18 protein-coding genes are annotated in these 16,241 nt (G+C 41.4%); all 18 read left to right on the forward strand.

Features of this window, described 5'->3' with window-relative positions:
* The first annotated feature begins 4 nt into the window (after nt 1-4).
* The 18 genes from ftsY to topA all read left to right on the forward strand — a co-directional run bounded on the left by ftsY (nt 5) and on the right by topA (nt 15,945).
* Complete coding sequence (ftsY, locus tag HBHAL_RS09830; RefSeq protein WP_014643246.1) at nt 5-1,267, forward strand: signal recognition particle-docking protein FtsY; 1,263 nt, start codon at nt 5-7, stop codon at nt 1,265-1,267.
* Nucleotides 1,268-1,342: 75 nt separating this feature from the next.
* Nucleotides 1,343-1,672 carry a putative DNA-binding protein gene (locus HBHAL_RS09835; protein WP_014643247.1) on the forward strand — a complete coding sequence of 110 codons (330 nt, stop codon included), beginning with the start codon at nt 1,343-1,345 and terminating at the stop codon, nt 1,670-1,672.
* A 13-nt stretch (nt 1,673-1,685) separates the two neighbouring features.
* On the forward strand, nt 1,686-3,026 hold the full coding sequence (ffh, locus tag HBHAL_RS09840; protein WP_014643248.1) for a signal recognition particle protein: 1,341 nt from the start codon (nt 1,686-1,688) through the stop codon (nt 3,024-3,026).
* Nucleotides 3,027-3,111: 85 nt separating this feature from the next.
* A complete protein-coding gene (gene rpsP / locus HBHAL_RS09845) occupies nt 3,112-3,384 on the forward strand; it encodes a 30S ribosomal protein S16 (protein WP_014643249.1) in 273 nt (90 codons plus the stop codon).
* Between the two features lie 15 nt (nt 3,385-3,399).
* On the forward strand, nt 3,400-3,627 hold the full coding sequence (locus HBHAL_RS09850) for a KH domain-containing protein (protein ID WP_014643250.1): 228 nt from the start codon (nt 3,400-3,402) through the stop codon (nt 3,625-3,627).
* 132 nt (nt 3,628-3,759) lie between these two features.
* Nucleotides 3,760-4,146, forward strand: coding sequence for a YlqD family protein (locus HBHAL_RS09855; RefSeq protein ID WP_041601646.1), 387 nt, complete (start codon nt 3,760-3,762; stop codon nt 4,144-4,146).
* A gap of 8 nt (nt 4,147-4,154) precedes the next feature.
* Entirely contained in the window at nt 4,155-4,670 is a 516-nt protein-coding gene (gene rimM / locus HBHAL_RS09860) for a ribosome maturation factor RimM (protein ID WP_014643252.1), read from the forward strand.
* Complete coding sequence (trmD, locus tag HBHAL_RS09865) at nt 4,670-5,401, forward strand: tRNA (guanosine(37)-N1)-methyltransferase TrmD (RefSeq protein WP_014643253.1); 732 nt, start codon at nt 4,670-4,672, stop codon at nt 5,399-5,401. The genes rimM and trmD overlap by 1 nt, the downstream gene beginning before the upstream one ends.
* 128 nt (nt 5,402-5,529) lie before the next feature.
* Nucleotides 5,530-5,874 carry a 50S ribosomal protein L19 gene (rplS, locus tag HBHAL_RS09870; protein ID WP_014643254.1) on the forward strand — a complete coding sequence of 115 codons (345 nt, stop codon included), beginning with the start codon at nt 5,530-5,532 and terminating at the stop codon, nt 5,872-5,874.
* A 68-nt stretch (nt 5,875-5,942) separates the two neighbouring features.
* On the forward strand, nt 5,943-6,491 hold the full coding sequence (gene lepB, locus HBHAL_RS09875; RefSeq protein ID WP_014643255.1) for a signal peptidase I: 549 nt from the start codon (nt 5,943-5,945) through the stop codon (nt 6,489-6,491).
* 10 nt (nt 6,492-6,501) lie between these two features.
* The gene (gene ylqF / locus HBHAL_RS09880; RefSeq protein ID WP_014643256.1) at nt 6,502-7,344 is read left to right on the forward strand and encodes a ribosome biogenesis GTPase YlqF; all 843 of its coding nucleotides are present in this window, start codon (nt 6,502-6,504) and stop codon (nt 7,342-7,344) included.
* Between the two features lie 102 nt (nt 7,345-7,446).
* The gene (locus HBHAL_RS09885) at nt 7,447-8,211 is read left to right on the forward strand and encodes a ribonuclease HII (protein WP_014643257.1); all 765 of its coding nucleotides are present in this window, start codon (nt 7,447-7,449) and stop codon (nt 8,209-8,211) included.
* Nucleotides 8,212-8,232: 21 nt separating this feature from the next.
* Nucleotides 8,233-10,155 (forward strand): hypothetical protein, encoded by a 1,923-nt coding sequence (locus tag HBHAL_RS09890; protein ID WP_014643258.1) that lies wholly within the window; start codon nt 8,233-8,235, stop codon nt 10,153-10,155.
* Nucleotides 10,152-10,421 carry an EscU/YscU/HrcU family type III secretion system export apparatus switch protein gene (locus HBHAL_RS09895; protein ID WP_014643259.1) on the forward strand — a complete coding sequence of 90 codons (270 nt, stop codon included), beginning with the start codon at nt 10,152-10,154 and terminating at the stop codon, nt 10,419-10,421. The genes HBHAL_RS09890 and HBHAL_RS09895 overlap by 4 nt, the downstream gene beginning before the upstream one ends.
* A gap of 167 nt (nt 10,422-10,588) precedes the next feature.
* The gene (gene sucC / locus HBHAL_RS09900; RefSeq protein ID WP_014643260.1) at nt 10,589-11,749 is read left to right on the forward strand and encodes an ADP-forming succinate--CoA ligase subunit beta; all 1,161 of its coding nucleotides are present in this window, start codon (nt 10,589-10,591) and stop codon (nt 11,747-11,749) included.
* A 19-nt stretch (nt 11,750-11,768) separates the two neighbouring features.
* Nucleotides 11,769-12,671, forward strand: a complete 903-nt coding sequence (gene sucD, locus HBHAL_RS09905) for a succinate--CoA ligase subunit alpha (RefSeq protein WP_014643261.1) — start codon at nt 11,769-11,771, stop codon at nt 12,669-12,671.
* A gap of 158 nt (nt 12,672-12,829) precedes the next feature.
* Nucleotides 12,830-13,708 carry a DNA-processing protein DprA gene (gene dprA / locus HBHAL_RS09910; RefSeq protein ID WP_014643262.1) on the forward strand — a complete coding sequence of 293 codons (879 nt, stop codon included), beginning with the start codon at nt 12,830-12,832 and terminating at the stop codon, nt 13,706-13,708.
* 161 nt (nt 13,709-13,869) lie between these two features.
* On the forward strand, nt 13,870-15,945 hold the full coding sequence (gene topA, locus HBHAL_RS09915; RefSeq protein WP_014643263.1) for a type I DNA topoisomerase: 2,076 nt from the start codon (nt 13,870-13,872) through the stop codon (nt 15,943-15,945).
* Nucleotides 15,946-16,241: the final 296 nt, after the last annotated feature.

The raw sequence follows: 16,241 nt of genomic DNA on the forward strand, positions 1-16,241 counted from the left end.
GTTGATGAGTTTTTTTAAGAAATTGAAAGATCGATTTGTAAAAGGGGAAGAAGAACAGCAGGAAAGTACTTCCCAGAACGAACCCAAAAATGAATCACTTGAAGAAGCTGATTCATTTAACCCTTACACTGGAGAAGCCTATAAAGGCGGAGAGGTAGTTTACTCGAAAGCAGAAGAGGAGGAAAGACTGCGAAAGGAATCCTTGGAGTCTGAAGGGAAATCCCTGGAGGGAGAAACAGAGACTTACGAGGATAAACTTGATCGACTTTCCGTACCTGCAGAACCTATGGATGACGTCTCTGTAGCCTCCAAGTTTAAAAAAGGACTAGAGAAAACCAGGACCTCATTCTCTACTAAGATTAATGATTTAGTAGCCAAATACCGTACCGTAGATGAAGATTTCTTCGAGGAATTAGAAGAAATCCTGATCTCAGCCGATGTTGGGGTCAACACGGTTATGGAAATGATTGATGAACTGGAAATGGAAGTCAAACGAAGAAATATTAAAGATACAAGCCAGGTAAAAGAAGTTATTTCTGAAAAACTGGTAGAAATCTATTACGGAAACGATGAGGCTGAAGAGGTAGAAGGTTTGAATGAAAATCCGGATGGCCCTACTGTTTACTTATTTGTCGGGGTGAATGGTGTGGGCAAGACGACTACCATCGGTAAGCTCGCTCACCGCCTGAAATCTGAAGGCAAGAAAGTAACCCTTGCTGCAGGTGATACCTTTCGAGCAGGTGCTATTGAGCAATTGGACGCCTGGGGAGAGCGGGCAGGAGTCAATGTAATTAAGCACAGTGCAGGCAGTGATCCTGCTGCCGTCATTTATGATGGGATCCAATCGGCTAAGTCCCGAAATGCTGATGTGTTAATATGTGATACGGCTGGGCGCCTTCAAAATAAAGTAAACCTGATGAACGAACTATCAAAAGTTAAACGCGTTATTGAACGTGAAATTCCAAATGCTCCCCATGAAGTCCTTCTTGTGCTTGACGCTACTACAGGACAGAATGCTATGAGTCAGGCGAAGACGTTCTCGGAAGCAACCGACGTTTCAGGCATCGTTCTTACTAAACTGGACGGTACAGCAAAAGGTGGAATTGTTTTAGCCATACGAAAAGAACTTTCAATCCCTGTTAAACTCGTGGGACTAGGTGAAAAAGTAACAGATTTGGAACCATTTGATGCTCAGGCGTTTGTGTATGGATTATTCGCTGATATGGTTGAAGAATTCGATGAGGAAGAAGGAGAAAATCAAGCTTAAACCTTGACAGGTACTGAGTGACTCCGTTAGTATTTTTATGTAAAGGTATTTCACTTAACAAGGAGTGCTTCAAGGGTGCTTGAAAAAACGACACGTGTTAACTATCTGTTTGATTTTTATCAATCATTGTTGACTCCGAAACAAAGAAACTATATGGAATTATATTTTTTAGAAGACTACTCATTAGGTGAGATATCAGAAACCTTCGACGTTTCCCGTCAAGCGGTTTACGATAATATTCGCCGAACAGAAGCAATGTTGGAAGAATACGAAAAAAAGCTGCTATTATACGAGAAATTCAGCAAGCGGCAGCAGATCCTTAAGGAAATGGAAGGTGAAGTTAACCAAAGTGAACTTCCTCCCCGTTTCCAGGATTGGCTGGCGCAACTACAAGATTTAGAATAGGGGGGTCTCTTCGATGGCATTTGAAGGATTATCCGACCGTTTGCAGGAAACAATTAAGAAAATCAAAGGCAAAGGGAAGGTAGAGGAGCAAGACGTAAAAGAGATGACTCGTGAAGTTCGTCTAGCCCTCCTCGAGGCCGACGTTAACTTTAAAGTAGTTAAAGACTTTGTGAAGCGCGTACGTGAACGTGCTGTTGGGCAAGAGGTCATGGAAAGTCTGACACCAGGTCAGCAGGTTATTAAAGTAGTTAAGGAAGAATTGACCGATCTAATGGGCGGTGATGAGAGTAAGATTGCCGTTGCAAAGCGTCCACCAACTGTGATTATGATGGTGGGACTACAGGGTGCAGGTAAAACGACCACAACCGGTAAACTTGCCAACGTTCTGCGTAAAAATCATAATCGAAAACCGCTACTGGCAGCTGCCGACGTTTATCGTCCAGCAGCTATCCAACAACTGGAAACCATCGGGAAGCAGCTTACAATGCCAGTCCATTCCGAAGGCACTGAGGCAGACCCGGTTGACATTGCAAAGAATGCAATTGAAAAAGCGAAGGAAGAAAATCATGACTACGTAATCGTGGATACAGCCGGTCGACTACATGTTGATGGAGAGTTGATGGGTGAACTTCAGCGGATAAAAGAAGCTGTAAATCCAGATGAGATTTTCCTGGTGGTCGATGCCATGACTGGTCAGGATGCAGTCAACGTAGCACAAAGCTTTGATGATCAGCTTGATATTACAGGAGTTCTTCTGACGAAACTGGATGGCGATACCCGCGGCGGTGCGGCACTATCGATTAAAGCTGTAACAGGTAAACCGATTAAGTACGCAGGTATGGGAGAAAAGCTGGATCAGCTCGAACCATTCCACCCAGAGAGGATGGCTTCACGGATTCTTGGTATGGGTGACATGCTTACTCTGATTGAGAAAGCACAGACTCAAGTAGATGAAAAACAAGCGAAAGAACTTGAATCGAAAATGCGTACCGCATCGTTTACGTTCGAAGACTTCCTGGACCAAATGGAACAGGTTAAGAATATGGGGCCGCTTGATGAGATCATAAATATGATTCCAGGCGCTAACAAAATGAAAGGGCTGAAGAATGCTTCGTTTGATGATAAACAAATCGTTCACGTCGAAGCAATAATCCAGTCTATGACCAAAAAAGAACGCCAGGACCCATCGGTTATGAACGCGAGCCGGAAAAAACGGATTGCCAAAGGATCGGGTACATCGGTTTCAGAAATTAACCGCTTATTGAAACAGTTTGAAGAAATGAAGAAAATGATGAAACAAATGAGTAATACTAAGGGCAAAAAAGGAAAAGGAATGAATTTTCCTTTTATGTAATGGAAAAGTCCTTTACACACAATTGAAGATCTGCTAAAATCTTTATCTGTGTGAAACATTTATAGAAATATGGAGGTTGTTAAAAATGGCAGTAAAAATTCGCCTTAAACGTATGGGATCTAAACGTAACCCATTTTACCGTGTAGTAGTTGCAGATTCACGTGCTCCACGTGATGGCCGTATCATTGAACAAATCGGCACATATAACCCAGTAGCTAACCCAATCGAGGTTAAACTTGATGCTGATAAAGCAATGGACTGGATGTCTAATGGTGCTCAGCCAAGTGATACGGTACGTAACTTATTCTCTAAAGAAGGCATCATGAAGCAGTTCCACGAAAAGAAAAACCAAAAATAAAGTAGTGGTGATATCATGCAAGCCTTGATCGAAACGATTGTTACTCCGCTTGTCGATCAGCCAGACGCTGTGAAAGTGGATGTGAAGGAAGAGGAGCATAAAATTGTTTACCATCTTTCCGTCCACCCTGATGACGTTGGAAAAGTGATCGGAAAAAACGGGCGGATTGCAAAAGCGATTCGTACGGTCGTTTACGCGGCCGGTTCCGATTCTGAAAAAAGAATCTATCTGGATATCATGTAAGAATGAACTAGTGTAATGGTGCCGAAGTCAGACTTCGTCCCCCACACTTATATTTCTTTTCATGTAAAAGGGAGAGGGCTAACCTTTCCCTTTTTTACCATTCAGAGAAAAAATGAGAAAGGCGGTTCGTGGATGCAGATCATCCGGAAAATTCCCGTGAAGCAAGTCTTAACTGAAACCAGCCGTGAACTCTTAATAGAGCGTTTTGAAAAGCAATCCAGTCAATTGGATCAGGAATGCCGCCAATTAGCTTTTGAACAAAAAAAGCTTGAACGAAAGCCTGGAATGTCAAAACAAGAAGTAGAAAAACGCTTTTCTAAAGAGATTAGCCGTAGGAAAGAGCAAATGCGGTGGATTACCGGCCAGCTTTCGCAGCTTTCCATTCTTCCTGACCATAGTGAATTGGAAATAGATGAAGTGGAAGCTATACTCACAGTAGAAGAAGGCGATGACTGGAAAACGGCCGTGACGGAGCAGCAAATCATCATTAAAGATGGAAAAGTTATACGAGCGAGGTAATTAAATTCATGGAAAATCAAATGTTTAATGTAGGGAAAATAATAAATACACATGGCATTAAAGGTGAGGTCAAAGTGCATCGGATCACAGATTTCGATGAACGTTTCCAGCCTGGTCAGCTTTTGTATTGGGTAAATGATACGAGTGAACCTGTTTCTCTTGTGGTACGTTCCCATCGTATTCATAAGGGGTATGACCTGATTGCTTTTGAAGAGCATCCATCCATCAATGATGTGGAGGGTTATAAGAATGGTATGTTGATGGTCTCTGAAGAGGAGCAGGCAGACCTTGAGGAGCACGAGTTCTATTTTCGTGAAATAATCGGGTGCATCGTTTATCTCGAATCTGGTGAAGAGATAGGACGAGTAAAAGAAATACTTACTCCCGGAGCTAATGATGTATGGGTGGTTGAAAGGCACGACAATTCCGATCTACTTCTTCCATATATTGAGCCCGTCGTCAAACGAGTGGATCCGTCCCAACAAAGAATCATCATTGATCCAATAGAGGGGCTGCTGGACTGATGCATATTGATATACTAACGTTGTTTCCTGAAATGTTCGAAGGTGTACTTAATACGTCGATTATGAAACGGGCACAGGATCGAGAAGCCTTTTCCTATCAATATGTTAATTTTCGTGAGTTTACAGTTAACAAGCATAATAAAGTCGATGATTATCCTTATGGAGGCGGCGCGGGTCTGGTTTTGACTCCCCAGCCAGTATTCGATGCAGTTAACCATATTAAAGCCAATGTCTCTAATAAACCGCGTGTTATTCTAATGTGCCCGCAAGGTGAACCTTTTTCACAAGAAAAGGCGGAAGAATTATCAGAAGAAGAACATTTGGTATTCATTTGTGGTCATTATGAAGGGTATGATGAGCGGATTCGAAAAGAGCTTGTAACGGATGAGATATCTATTGGGGACTACGTATTGACCGGGGGAGAACTTGGAGCAATGGTTGTAATGGATTCCGTAGTCCGCTTGCTTCCAGGGGTTCTTGGAAATGAACAGTCAGCTCCGGAGGATTCTTTTTCGAACGGTTTACTCGAACACCCTCACTATACACGACCGGCTGATTTTAGAGGTGAAAAGGTTCCAGAAGTATTACTTTCAGGAAATCACGCTAAAATTGATGAATGGCGTCACTATCAATCGCTTAGAAGAACGTATGAAAGACGTCCTGATCTGTTAACGAACAGAGTACTATCCGAAAAAGAACAAAAATGGATTAATGAATGGAAAAATCGTTGATGATTGTTGAAGTTTAACAGCTAGTGTGGTATATTATACGTTGTGCTTAAACGTTCGGTTTAAGTGGAAAACGATGTTCCGCTGTCTCCTAGAGGGCAAGAGCATTAGTTAAAAAGGAGTGAAATACGATGCAACAACTTATTCATGACATTACAAAAGAACAGCTTCGTACGGATCACCCAAACTTCCGTCCAGGTGACACGGTTAAAGTGCACGTGAAGGTAGTAGAGGGAAGCCGTGAGCGTATCCAGGTATTCGAAGGTGTTGTAATTAAACGTCAGAATGGCGGGATCAGCGAAACATTTACCGTTCGTAAGATTACTTACGGCGTAGGCGTTGAGCGTACATTCCCAGTACATTCTCCACGAGTTGCTAAGATCGAGCGTTCTCGTCGTGGTAAAGTACGTCAAGCACGTCTTTACTATCTACGTAACCTGCGCGGAAAAGCAGCCCGTATTAAAGAAATTATCTAATTTTAGTAGAAAGGAGCTTGCATTTGCCAAGCTCCTTTTTTCTAATCTTTCTAAGGGAGCGGGGATGGATGAAAAAGCAGTGGTTAGAGTGGATTAAAGCTTTTGCCATAGCAGCTATTTTAGCAGTTGTTGTGCGTGTTTTTCTACTGGCTCCAGTCGTGGTGGAAGGGCCTTCCATGCTGAATACTCTTCATAGTGATGACCATTTAATCGTAAGTAAGATTAATTATACTCTGGGGAACCCTGAGAGATTTGATATAGTAGTCTTTCACGCTACGGAAAGAAAAGACTACATTAAAAGAATCATTGGTCTTCCGGGAGATACGGTCCGATACAGTAATGACCAGTTATACATAAATGGTGAAGCATTCGAAGAACCTTATTTAGAGGAGCTTAAAAAGGAACTGCCAGAAGGAGAAGAATTGACCAGGGACTTTTCAATGGATCAATTGCCGGGCAGTAATGAAGAAGTTCCGGAGGGTGAACTGTTAGTATTGGGTGATAACCGTAACAACTCAACAGACAGTCGAATGCTTGGTACGATTCCTAAAGAGCAGGTAGTAGGCGAAGCCGTCTTTTTATACTGGCCTTTGAATCGCATCAAATTCATGAATTAGGAGTGATAGCGTGACAATACAATGGTACCCGGGACACATGGCTAAAGCGAAGAGGGAAGCATCAGAAAATTTAAAATTAGTGGATTTTGTTATTGAACTAGTTGACGCGCGTGCTCCACTTTCCTCGCAGAATCCCATGCTCCAAGGAATATTGGGAGACAAGCCCAAAATGATGGTGCTTATGAAAAAAGATTTGGCGGATCCGAAGGTAACAAAAGAATGGTTGGAGCATTTCAAAGAAAATGGTTTTCCTTCCATTGCGATTGAAGCAAACAATAAACAGGATATACAAGCCGTTATCAACCTTGGAAAAAGCATAGGTAATGAAAAAATCGAAAAATTAAAAGCAAAGGGTGTCCGACCTCGGGCTTCCAGAGCTATGATCCTCGGCATACCTAACGTAGGGAAATCTACCTTGATTAATCGACTGGCAAACAAAAGCATTGCCAAAACTGGGGATAAACCTGGGGTGACTAAGAAACAACAATGGATTAAAGTTAAAAATGAATTTGATCTTCTGGATACTCCTGGTATTTTGTGGCCCAAGTTTGAAGAAGAAGAAGTAGGATATCGCCTTGCTTCAATAGGAACGATTAAGGATCAAATATTGCCTACGGAAGATGTGGCTGCCTATGTTCTGGATTATTTACAAGCTTACTATCCATCAATGCTTGAAGAACGTTATGGCTTCGAAGGCTACGATGATATCATGACGGCATTTGAAACGATTGGGAAAAAGAGAGGCTGTCTTGAAAGTGGAGGGCGTATTAATTTCGATAAGGTTTCAGATGTGATTATACAGGATTTACGAAACGGCAAACTTGGTCTTATCAGTTTTGAAAGTCCAGAATAAACGGAACGTAAACGCAACGTGAGAAAACTCACTTTGCGTTTTTTTCATTACAAAGCGAGACGAACTTGTCCGATAAAGAAAATAGCGGAGGTTTTACATACGATGACAATCAGGACGATTGCGCAAATCAAAAAAGAATTAGCAGACGAAAGTGTAGAGGAAGAATATCTGGATTTACTGCGTAGCGATAATCGCAAAGGTGTACAAAAACTACTTGAACAATATGATAGGAGACAGGATCAGAAACGAGAATATAAGCATCAATTTGAGCAGATGAAGTCTTTTGAGTACTCCTGCAGAGAGAAAGGGAGCCATATAATAGCAGGAATTGATGAAGCTGGGCGTGGACCGCTGGCGGGTCCTGTGGTTGCAGCTGCCGTTATCCTGCCAGAGGATTATTATTTGGAGGGACTTTATGACTCCAAAAAAATTCCGCTTGCTAAACGTGAAGAGTTTTTTCAGAGTTTAAAAGCCCATGCAGATTGTGGGGTCGGAATTGTATCTAACGAAGAAATTGATCAGCATAATATCTATCAAGCAACAAAATTGGCTATGAAAAGAGCGGTTATGGATCTTACTCAGGTACCTGAACATCTCCTCATTGATGCGATGTATTTAGAGGAATCAGAAGTTCCACAGACTTATTTAGTTAAAGGCGATCAGCGTAGTGTATCGATTGCAGCAGCAAGTATTATCGCAAAAGTAACGCGAGACCGGATTATGTCTGAGTGGCACGACAACTATCCTATGTACCATTTTCGGTCCAACCAGGGGTATGGCACTAAAGAACATTTAGAAGCTTTAAAAACATACGGAGTGTCTCCGCTGCATCGAAAAAGCTTCGCCCCTGTCAAAGAGAACAGCTGAATATAAGGAGGGACACTAGCAATGAATTTGATTTCAAGCCTTAGCAAATTAGTTCAGCAACAAGAGGTGCGGGCTCTCCCTAAGACAGGGCAGGTTATAAACGGAAAAATTCTTGAACTTCTTCCACAGAATCGTGCGGTTGTGCAACTGGGTTCTCAACAAGTGAAAGCCCAATTGGAAGCTTCTCTATCAAAAGGAAAATCTTATTTATTTCAGGTTGGCTCAACAGATCAAAAAATTCAGTTGAAAGTAATTACCCAGTTAGGTGAGAGCCAAAGGGATTCGACGGTAAAGCAACTTTTGGACGAGCTTGGAATTAAACCTACGAAAGAAAACCGTCTGCTTACTTCTCAGCTTATAAAGAAAAGTGTACCTTTCCAAGGGTCTGATCTTAAACAGGCGGCTGCTTTACATCAACGGGCAGAGGACATAAAAGCTGCCCGTGAGATTTTAGTACAGATGCTTCAAAAACAGCTTCCGATTAAACCTTCCGTTTATAATGCTTTACATACTAAAAGGATGGATAGTGTAACTCAAACCATGAAGCAAGTGCATATAGAGGCTTCTAAAAGTAAAACAGCTGCGGACAGGGCGGTTATGTCTCTTTTAGCATCTTTAAAGGGAGAGGGAGCTTCTGTGTCCTTGAGGGAGTCATCCGTGGTAAAACTGATGACAGAAGTAAATATTAACAGCCAGAACTCTTTTCAATTATTTAAGAAAGCCGGGATTCTTGATTCCAAGGCCTCTTACACCTCTTTTCAAAATACCTGGACAGAATGGGCAGGAGCTCATAGTAAAGGTAACGAAAATCCCTCTTCTACTTATTTAGCTAGCCTATCTAAAAAGTCAGCACCTCCATTTCCGATGGCTATGGAAAAACTGGCAGGCAGGCTGAAGCAGCTTTTTCATCAGCAGCTTCCGCTGAAAGCCCCTGAACAACAGTCTTTGCATCGTGTTATGAATCAAGTTGAAAAAGTCTTAGCCAAGGAAATACCATCTGGAAATGATTCTCTCCGTAGTAAGCATAATACGTTTGGGACCAACCAGTCCGTATCTGAAGATTTTCAATTTTTGAAAGAACGCGAAGTCTTAACAAAAATAAGCAGCCTTTACACCGATGAAAAAAATCAAAAACTTTTACAAGATTTCCTGCGTGCGGCCCCCATCTTGTTAACGGAAGGTGGATCATCGGAGAAGCAGGTCATTAGGGAAGGTTTGTCTGTTCTAAAGAAATGGCAATCCACGCAGCTGCCTCCGATTCTTCGCCAAACCCTGACTGAATGGATAGGAAGATCGGCTGCTGAACTTTCCCTGTCAGAGAAAGAAGCTATTTTTGTAAAAATGAAAACCATGCTTGACCTGACAGGCCTGCAAGAAGAGTCTAATGTAAAACCTGCGTCAGCCCAGGAAAAAGCAATCACTCAAGAAAGTTCTCTGAAGACCTTGTTGCTCTCCAGTCTTCAGGATGCAAGCAGCATCATTCGTCCGGAAACAGCTAAAAAAATGATTCAGATGTTAAATGGAATGCAACTGACGGCCCAGCAGGAAACGAACCAGAGTCTGCAGATGTCGCTACAGTTTCCAGGAAACATAATCGGCTCAGAAAATGATGTTTATTTAGATATGGCAGGTAGAAAAACGAAGGAAGGTAACATTGATCCTGATTATTGTCACATTATGTTCTTTTTAGACTTAAATAACTTTAAAGAAACAATAATTAACTTAAATATAGTTTCCAGATGGGTAAGAGTAACTGTATTTAATCATGATTCATTAATAGAATTACCAATGGAAACGCATAAAGCTTCCCTTAAAATCGGGCTTGAGAACATGGGGTATGAATTGACTTCCCTTAATATTAAGGAAATGAACCATGCGGTAGACACGTCCGGTAAAGACAACGCTCTACCTGAATACAAGGAAGGAATTGATCTTCGAATATGAAAGATAAGCGGAAAGAAGCGATTGCTCTCCGTTATCAATTTGATAACGAAGCGGCTCCAAAGGTTGTAGCCAAAGGTGCAGGCTATGTAGCAGAAAATATAATGGAGAAAGCGAAAGACAATCAAGTATCCATTCAGGAAGACTCAACGTTAGTTGAACTGCTATCAGAATTAAATATTAATGAACAGATTCCAGAAGAATTGTATCACGTCGTAGCAGAGGTTTTCGCTTTTATCTATAAAGCAGATAAAGATTATACTGCATGATAGAATCAGGCTATATCATAATAGATGAATATTTCTTCAATTGGTTTACATAATAATTTATCAGTTAATTTAATGAATTTTTCGACAGATATCTGCCTTTGTGTGGACAATTGATAGCGTTTTTTTATACAATGTACATGCAGTGAAATTTGATGGGAGGATGAAACATGAACATTCACGAGTATCAAGGTAAAGAAATAATGCGCGATTTTGGCGTTTCTGTGCCAAATGGCCATGTAGCTTATACCGTAGATGAGGCTGTTGAAGCAGCTCAGAAACTAGGCAGCGATGTAACCGTTGTAAAAGCACAAATCCATGCAGGCGGCAGAGGTAAAGCCGGTGGAGTTAAAATTGCTAAAAACCTCGATGATGTGCGTACATACGCTGAAGAAATTCTTGGTAAGACGCTTGTGACCCATCAGACTGGGCCTGAAGGAAAAGAAGTAAAGCGCTTACTGATTGAAGAAGGCTGCGACATTCAAAGCGAATATTATGTAGGCTTAGTGCTTGACCGTGCCACAAGTAAAATTACGATGATGGCGTCTGAAGAAGGCGGTACAGAAATCGAAGAAGTGGCAGAAAAAACACCTGAAAAAATCTTTAAAGAAGTTATTGATCCTGTTACAGGACTAACACCTTTCCAGGCTCGCAGATTAGCGTTTAATATCAATATTCCAAAAGAAGCTTTAGGCAAAGCTGTTAAATTTATGCTCGGACTTTACGATGTCTTTGTGAAGAAAGACTGTTCTGTTGCAGAAATTAATCCGCTTGTTACTACAGGCGATGGCGAGGTACTTGCACTCGATTCCAAATTAAATTTTGATGATAACGCCCTGTTCCGTCAAAAAGATGTGGCTGAACTGCGTGATCTTGAAGAAGAAGATCCTAAGGAAGTAGAAGCATCTAAATACGACTTGAGTTATATTGCTCTTGACGGAAATATTGGTTGTATGGTTAACGGAGCAGGTCTTGCGATGGCAACCATGGATACAATCAAACATTATAAAGGCGATCCAGCTAACTTCCTTGATGTTGGGGGCGGTGCCACCACAGAAAAAGTTACGGAAGCATTTAAAATTATCCTGTCCGATGACAATGTAAAAGGTATTTACGTAAACATTTTCGGCGGCATTATGAAGTGTGATGTAATTGCTGAAGGTGTTGTAGAGGCAACGAAACAAATCGGTTTGACACTTCCTCTAGTGGTCCGTCTGGAAGGTACGAACGTTGAACAAGGCAAGAAAATTCTGGATGAATCCGGATTGAATATTACTTCTGCAGACTCCATGGCGGAAGGCGCTCAAAAAATCGTAGAACTAGTAAAGTAAAGAAAGGCGGGGAAATCAGATGAGTGTATATATTAACAAAGATACAAAAGTTATTGTACAAGGAATTACAGGCTCTACCGCTTTGTTCCATACGAAACAGATGGTGGAGTATGGAACCCAAATCGTCGGCGGAGTAACACCTGGTAAAGGTGGCACAGAAGTAGAAGGAATTCCTGTTTTTAACACAGTCGCAGAAGCCGTAGAAAAAACAGGGGCTAATGCTTCTGTTATTTATGTACCTGCTCCATTTGCCGCTGATGCGATCATGGAAGCAACAGACGCAGAGATGGATTTGGCGATCTGTATCACAGAGCACATCCCGGTCTTGGACATGATTAAAGTGAAGCGATTTATGGAAGGGAAGAAAACACGCCTTGTCGGTCCAAACTGTCCAGGTGTAATTACTCCAGATGAGTGTAAAATCGGTATTATGCCGGGATATATTCATAATAAAGGTCACGTGGGTGTCGTTTCTCGTTCAGGGACACTTACCTACGAAGCCGTACACCAGCTTTCTGAAGCCGGAATCGGCCAGTCAACAGCCGTTGGGATCGGTGGAGATCCTGTGAATGGAACTGATTTTATCGATGTACTCAAAGCTTTCAATGAAGATGATGATACAGAAGCGGTTATCATGATCGGCGAAATCGGAGGTACTGCTGAAGAAGAAGCAGCTGAATGGGTTAAAGAAAATATGAACAAACCAGTGGTTGGCTTTATTGGTGGACGCACTGCTCCTCCAGGGAAACGTATGGGCCATGCCGGTGCGATTATTTCTGGTGGAAAAGGAACCGCAGACGAGAAAATCCGTGTGATGAATGAATGTGGTATCCAAGTAGCAGAAACACCTTCTGTTATGGGAGATACTTTGATTAATGTTCTTAAAGATCAAGGTCTACTTGAGAAATGTAAAACAGTTTAAACAGATGGTTTCTTCATAAACGAATGCGGTAACACGGGAACATTTAAAAATTCTGCTCGTGTGCCCTTTTATCAACGGACAAACCATAATTGAAGTGAAATATTATTAAGAACCGTGTCTCTAAAGGCACGGTTCTATTATATGAAAAGAGGTTTGGTATGCAATCAGTAAAAGAAAACTTAATACGTCTTCATCATGCCCCTCAAGTAACAAGGCCTCTCCTTAGAAAGATGTTTCAAATCGATCCTCAGCTTCAATTCCCTTTTACATCTACACCCGCACAAATTTCCCGACTATTATCAATTCCGCTGCCTAGAGCGATATCTATTCTCCATCATATTCATGACACTAATATAATGAGGAAACTCGACAATCATTTACAAAAATATGAGTGTGTCACGTTAATGGATGACTTGTATCCACCTTTGTTAAAGGCTATTCCAGACTCTCCGTTTGTACTTTATATGACAGGTAATACTCAACTTTTAACGAATTCTTTAGCGTTGAGCGTCGTAGGGACACGTACCCCATCCTCTTACTCTCTACCAGCTATGAAATCGATTCTTATCCCATTGATTCATTTTGGTTTTACAATAGTTAGTGGGATGGCGAAAGGAATTGACCAATATGCTCACCATCTTGCCTGCCGTAATAATGGAACAACGATTGCCGTGCTTGGTTCTGGTTTTGATCATATCTATCCCACCAATGACATAGCTTTGTATCAATACTTATCTGAAAAGCAACTGGTAATTAGTGAATACCCTCCAGATCGAAAGGCTGAAAAATACCATTTTCCAGAACGCAACAGGATTATATCAGGTTTGACAGGGGCAACATTTGTAGTAGAGGCACGCCTAAGAAGTGGTTCCCTTATTACTGTAGATCAGGCTTTGGAGCAAGGAAGAGACGTATACGCTATGCCTGGTCTTGCAGGTAAGGCTACAAGTGAGGGCTGTCATAAAATAATTAATCAAGGGGCTAAACTTGTACACAGTTACAAAGATATTCTTGAAGACTGGCTAGAAAAAATTTGAAAAATAGGAATTAAAGGTGTTACATTCAAGGTCAGTTGAAAGTAAAATTTCTAAAACGAGGGAAAGGTATGTTTGACAAACGGTTTCATTGTATTTAATAATAGGGAAGATTTAAGTTATGTAATGAAGATAGAGAAAACACCTCTATGGGAGGAACCGATATGGCAGATTATCTTGTAATCGTCGAATCACCTGCGAAAGCAAAAACGATCGAACGATACCTAGGAAAGAAATATAAAGTCAAAGCATCCCTCGGGCATGTGCGTGATTTGCCCAAAAGTCAGATGGGTGTAGATGTTGACAATGAGTTTGAACCCAAATATATAACCATACGCGGGAAAGGACCTGTGTTAAAGGATTTAAAAACTGCAGCCAAGAAAGCAAAAAAAGTATATCTCGCTGCCGACCCCGACAGAGAGGGAGAGGCTATTGCCTGGCATTTAGCTCATAGTCTGGATATAGATGAAGCGTCTGAATGCAGAGTGGTTTTTAACGAAATTACGAAGGAAGCTATTAAAGATTCTTTCAAACAGCCTCGTACCATTGATTCTCATCTAGTAGACGCCCAGCAGGCTCGACGGATATTGGATCGTCTTGTGGGGTATAACATCAGTCCTATTCTATGGAAAAAAGTTAAAAAAGGCTTAAGTGCCGGACGTGTTCAATCAGTAGCGCTTAAAATTATCGTTGATCGTGAGAATGAAATCAAAAAATTCGTCCCTGAAGAATATTGGACCATTGAAGCGGATTTCTTAAAAGATAAAGAGAAATTCGAAGGTTCATTTTATGGTGTCGATGGCAAGAAACAGGATTTGAAAAACGAAGAGGACGTTAAAACAATTCAACAGCGCATGACAGGGAAAGATTTCTCTGTTGAAAAGGTAAATAAAAGAGAGAGAAAGCGTAACCCTTCTTTACCATTCACCACTTCATCCCTCCAACAGGAAGCAGCCCGTAAGCTGAATTTTCGGGCGAAAAAGACGATGATGATTGCGCAGCAGTTATACGAGGGAATTGATCTAGGTGGGAAACAAGGTACTACTGGTTTAATCACTTATATGCGTACCGACTCTACACGCTTATCAAATTCTGCAAAAGATGACGCCAAACAATATATTGAAAATAACTTCGGAAGTGAGTACCTGGGTAATAGTAATAAAACCAAGAAACAAGAAGGCGCACAAGATGCCCATGAAGCCATCAGGCCTACAGGAGCTGATCGAGACCCGAAGGCTATGAAGAGTATTCTTTCAAGAGATCAGTACCGCCTGTATAAATTGGTGTGGGACCGGTTTGTTTCCAGTCAAATGGCACCAGCAGTTCTGGATACCATGACCGTTCACCTCTATAACCAAGGAGTCGAATTCCGTGCTACAGGTTCTGAAGTGAAATTCAAAGGGTTTATGAAAGTGTATATTGAAGGCAGAGATGATAATAAAAAAGAAAAAGATAAGCTGCTTCCTCATTTAGAAGAAGGAATGACCGTGAAAGCTGAAGAAATCACGCCCAATCAGCACTTTACTCAACCACCTCCGAGATACACAGAAGCTCGACTGGTTAAAACCCTGGAAGAGCTGGGAATTGGGCGTCCATCAACTTACGCGCCAACACTCGATACCATCCAGCGCCGTGGATATGTAGCATTGGATAACAAACGTTTCATACCTACTGAGCTAGGAGAAATTGTTCTTGAACAACTGATTGAATATTTTCCAGAGATCATTGACCTCGATTTCACCAAAGAAATGGAAGATGACTTAGATGCAATTGAAGTAGGGAAAGAAGACTGGGTCTCCATCATCGGTGATTTTTATAAAGACTTCCAGCCTCGTTTGGAAAAAGCGGAAAAAGAGATGGAAGAGATAGAAATTAAAGATGAACCAGCAGGAATTGACTGCGAGAATTGCGGCCATGAAATGGTTTATAAGATGGGACGGTATGGAAAATTTCTAGCCTGTTCGAACTTCCCTGAATGTCGCAATACGAAACCGATTCTTAAAAAGATCGGAGTCACATGTCCGAAGTGTCAAAAAGGGGACGTTGTCGAAAGGAAGAGCAAGAAAAACCGTAAGTTCTACGGCTGCGACCGTTATCCGGAATGTGAGTTTATCTCATGGGATAAACCAATCAGCCGGCCGTGTCCTAAATGTGAAGCTCTGCTTGTTGAGAAGCGGGCTAAAAAAGGTACTCAAATTACATGTACCAATTGTGACTATAAAGAAGAGCCACAATCATAGCCTGTGGTTATAAAAGGAAGAGTCTATGACTATTATGATAGTTGTAGACTCTTTTCTTTTTTTCTCCATTAAATTTCTATTGTTATTTATAATGAGATACTCCATAATGTGTGAAATCAGCTTTGAGGCATTAGCAAGAACGCTCCTGCCATGTCCTGCAGTACCTCATTAAAGTGAGTTAATTTTTTCGTCTTTCCTATATCTTTTAGGGTATAGGATCCAAAACTGTATCTTTTTCGACAATACAGCTTAACTTAAGCTTGTTCATTCTTGAATTGACACACTACTTATGGAAA

Origin of the sequence: Halobacillus halophilus DSM 2266, from assembly GCF_000284515.1 — a bacterium.
Classification (GTDB): Bacteria; Bacillota; Bacilli; order Bacillales; family Halobacillaceae; genus Halobacillus; species Halobacillus halophilus.

Bases quoted from the DNA above. Each gene is read 5' to 3' on its own strand.
- ftsY (WP_014643246.1), top strand. From the start codon at position 5: ATGAGTTTTTTTAAGAAATTGAAAGATCGATTTGTAAAAGGGGAAGAA.
- ffh (WP_014643248.1), top strand. From the start codon at position 1,686: ATGGCATTTGAAGGATTATCCGACCGTTTGCAGGAAACAATTAAGAAA.
- rpsP (WP_014643249.1), top strand. From the start codon at position 3,112: ATGGCAGTAAAAATTCGCCTTAAACGTATGGGATCTAAACGTAACCCA.
- HBHAL_RS09850 (WP_014643250.1), top strand. From the start codon at position 3,400: ATGCAAGCCTTGATCGAAACGATTGTTACTCCGCTTGTCGATCAGCCA.
- HBHAL_RS09855 (WP_041601646.1), top strand. From the start codon at position 3,760: ATGCAGATCATCCGGAAAATTCCCGTGAAGCAAGTCTTAACTGAAACC.
- rimM (WP_014643252.1), top strand. From the start codon at position 4,155: ATGGAAAATCAAATGTTTAATGTAGGGAAAATAATAAATACACATGGC.
- trmD (WP_014643253.1), top strand. From the start codon at position 4,670: ATGCATATTGATATACTAACGTTGTTTCCTGAAATGTTCGAAGGTGTA.
- rplS (WP_014643254.1), top strand. From the start codon at position 5,530: ATGCAACAACTTATTCATGACATTACAAAAGAACAGCTTCGTACGGAT.
- lepB (WP_014643255.1), top strand. From the start codon at position 5,943: ATGAAAAAGCAGTGGTTAGAGTGGATTAAAGCTTTTGCCATAGCAGCT.
- HBHAL_RS09885 (WP_014643257.1), top strand. From the start codon at position 7,447: ATGACAATCAGGACGATTGCGCAAATCAAAAAAGAATTAGCAGACGAA.
- HBHAL_RS09890 (WP_014643258.1), top strand. From the start codon at position 8,233: ATGAATTTGATTTCAAGCCTTAGCAAATTAGTTCAGCAACAAGAGGTG.
- HBHAL_RS09895 (WP_014643259.1), top strand. From the start codon at position 10,152: ATGAAAGATAAGCGGAAAGAAGCGATTGCTCTCCGTTATCAATTTGAT.
- sucC (WP_014643260.1), top strand. From the start codon at position 10,589: ATGAACATTCACGAGTATCAAGGTAAAGAAATAATGCGCGATTTTGGC.
- sucD (WP_014643261.1), top strand. From the start codon at position 11,769: ATGAGTGTATATATTAACAAAGATACAAAAGTTATTGTACAAGGAATT.
- dprA (WP_014643262.1), top strand. From the start codon at position 12,830: ATGCAATCAGTAAAAGAAAACTTAATACGTCTTCATCATGCCCCTCAA.
- topA (WP_014643263.1), top strand. From the start codon at position 13,870: ATGGCAGATTATCTTGTAATCGTCGAATCACCTGCGAAAGCAAAAACG.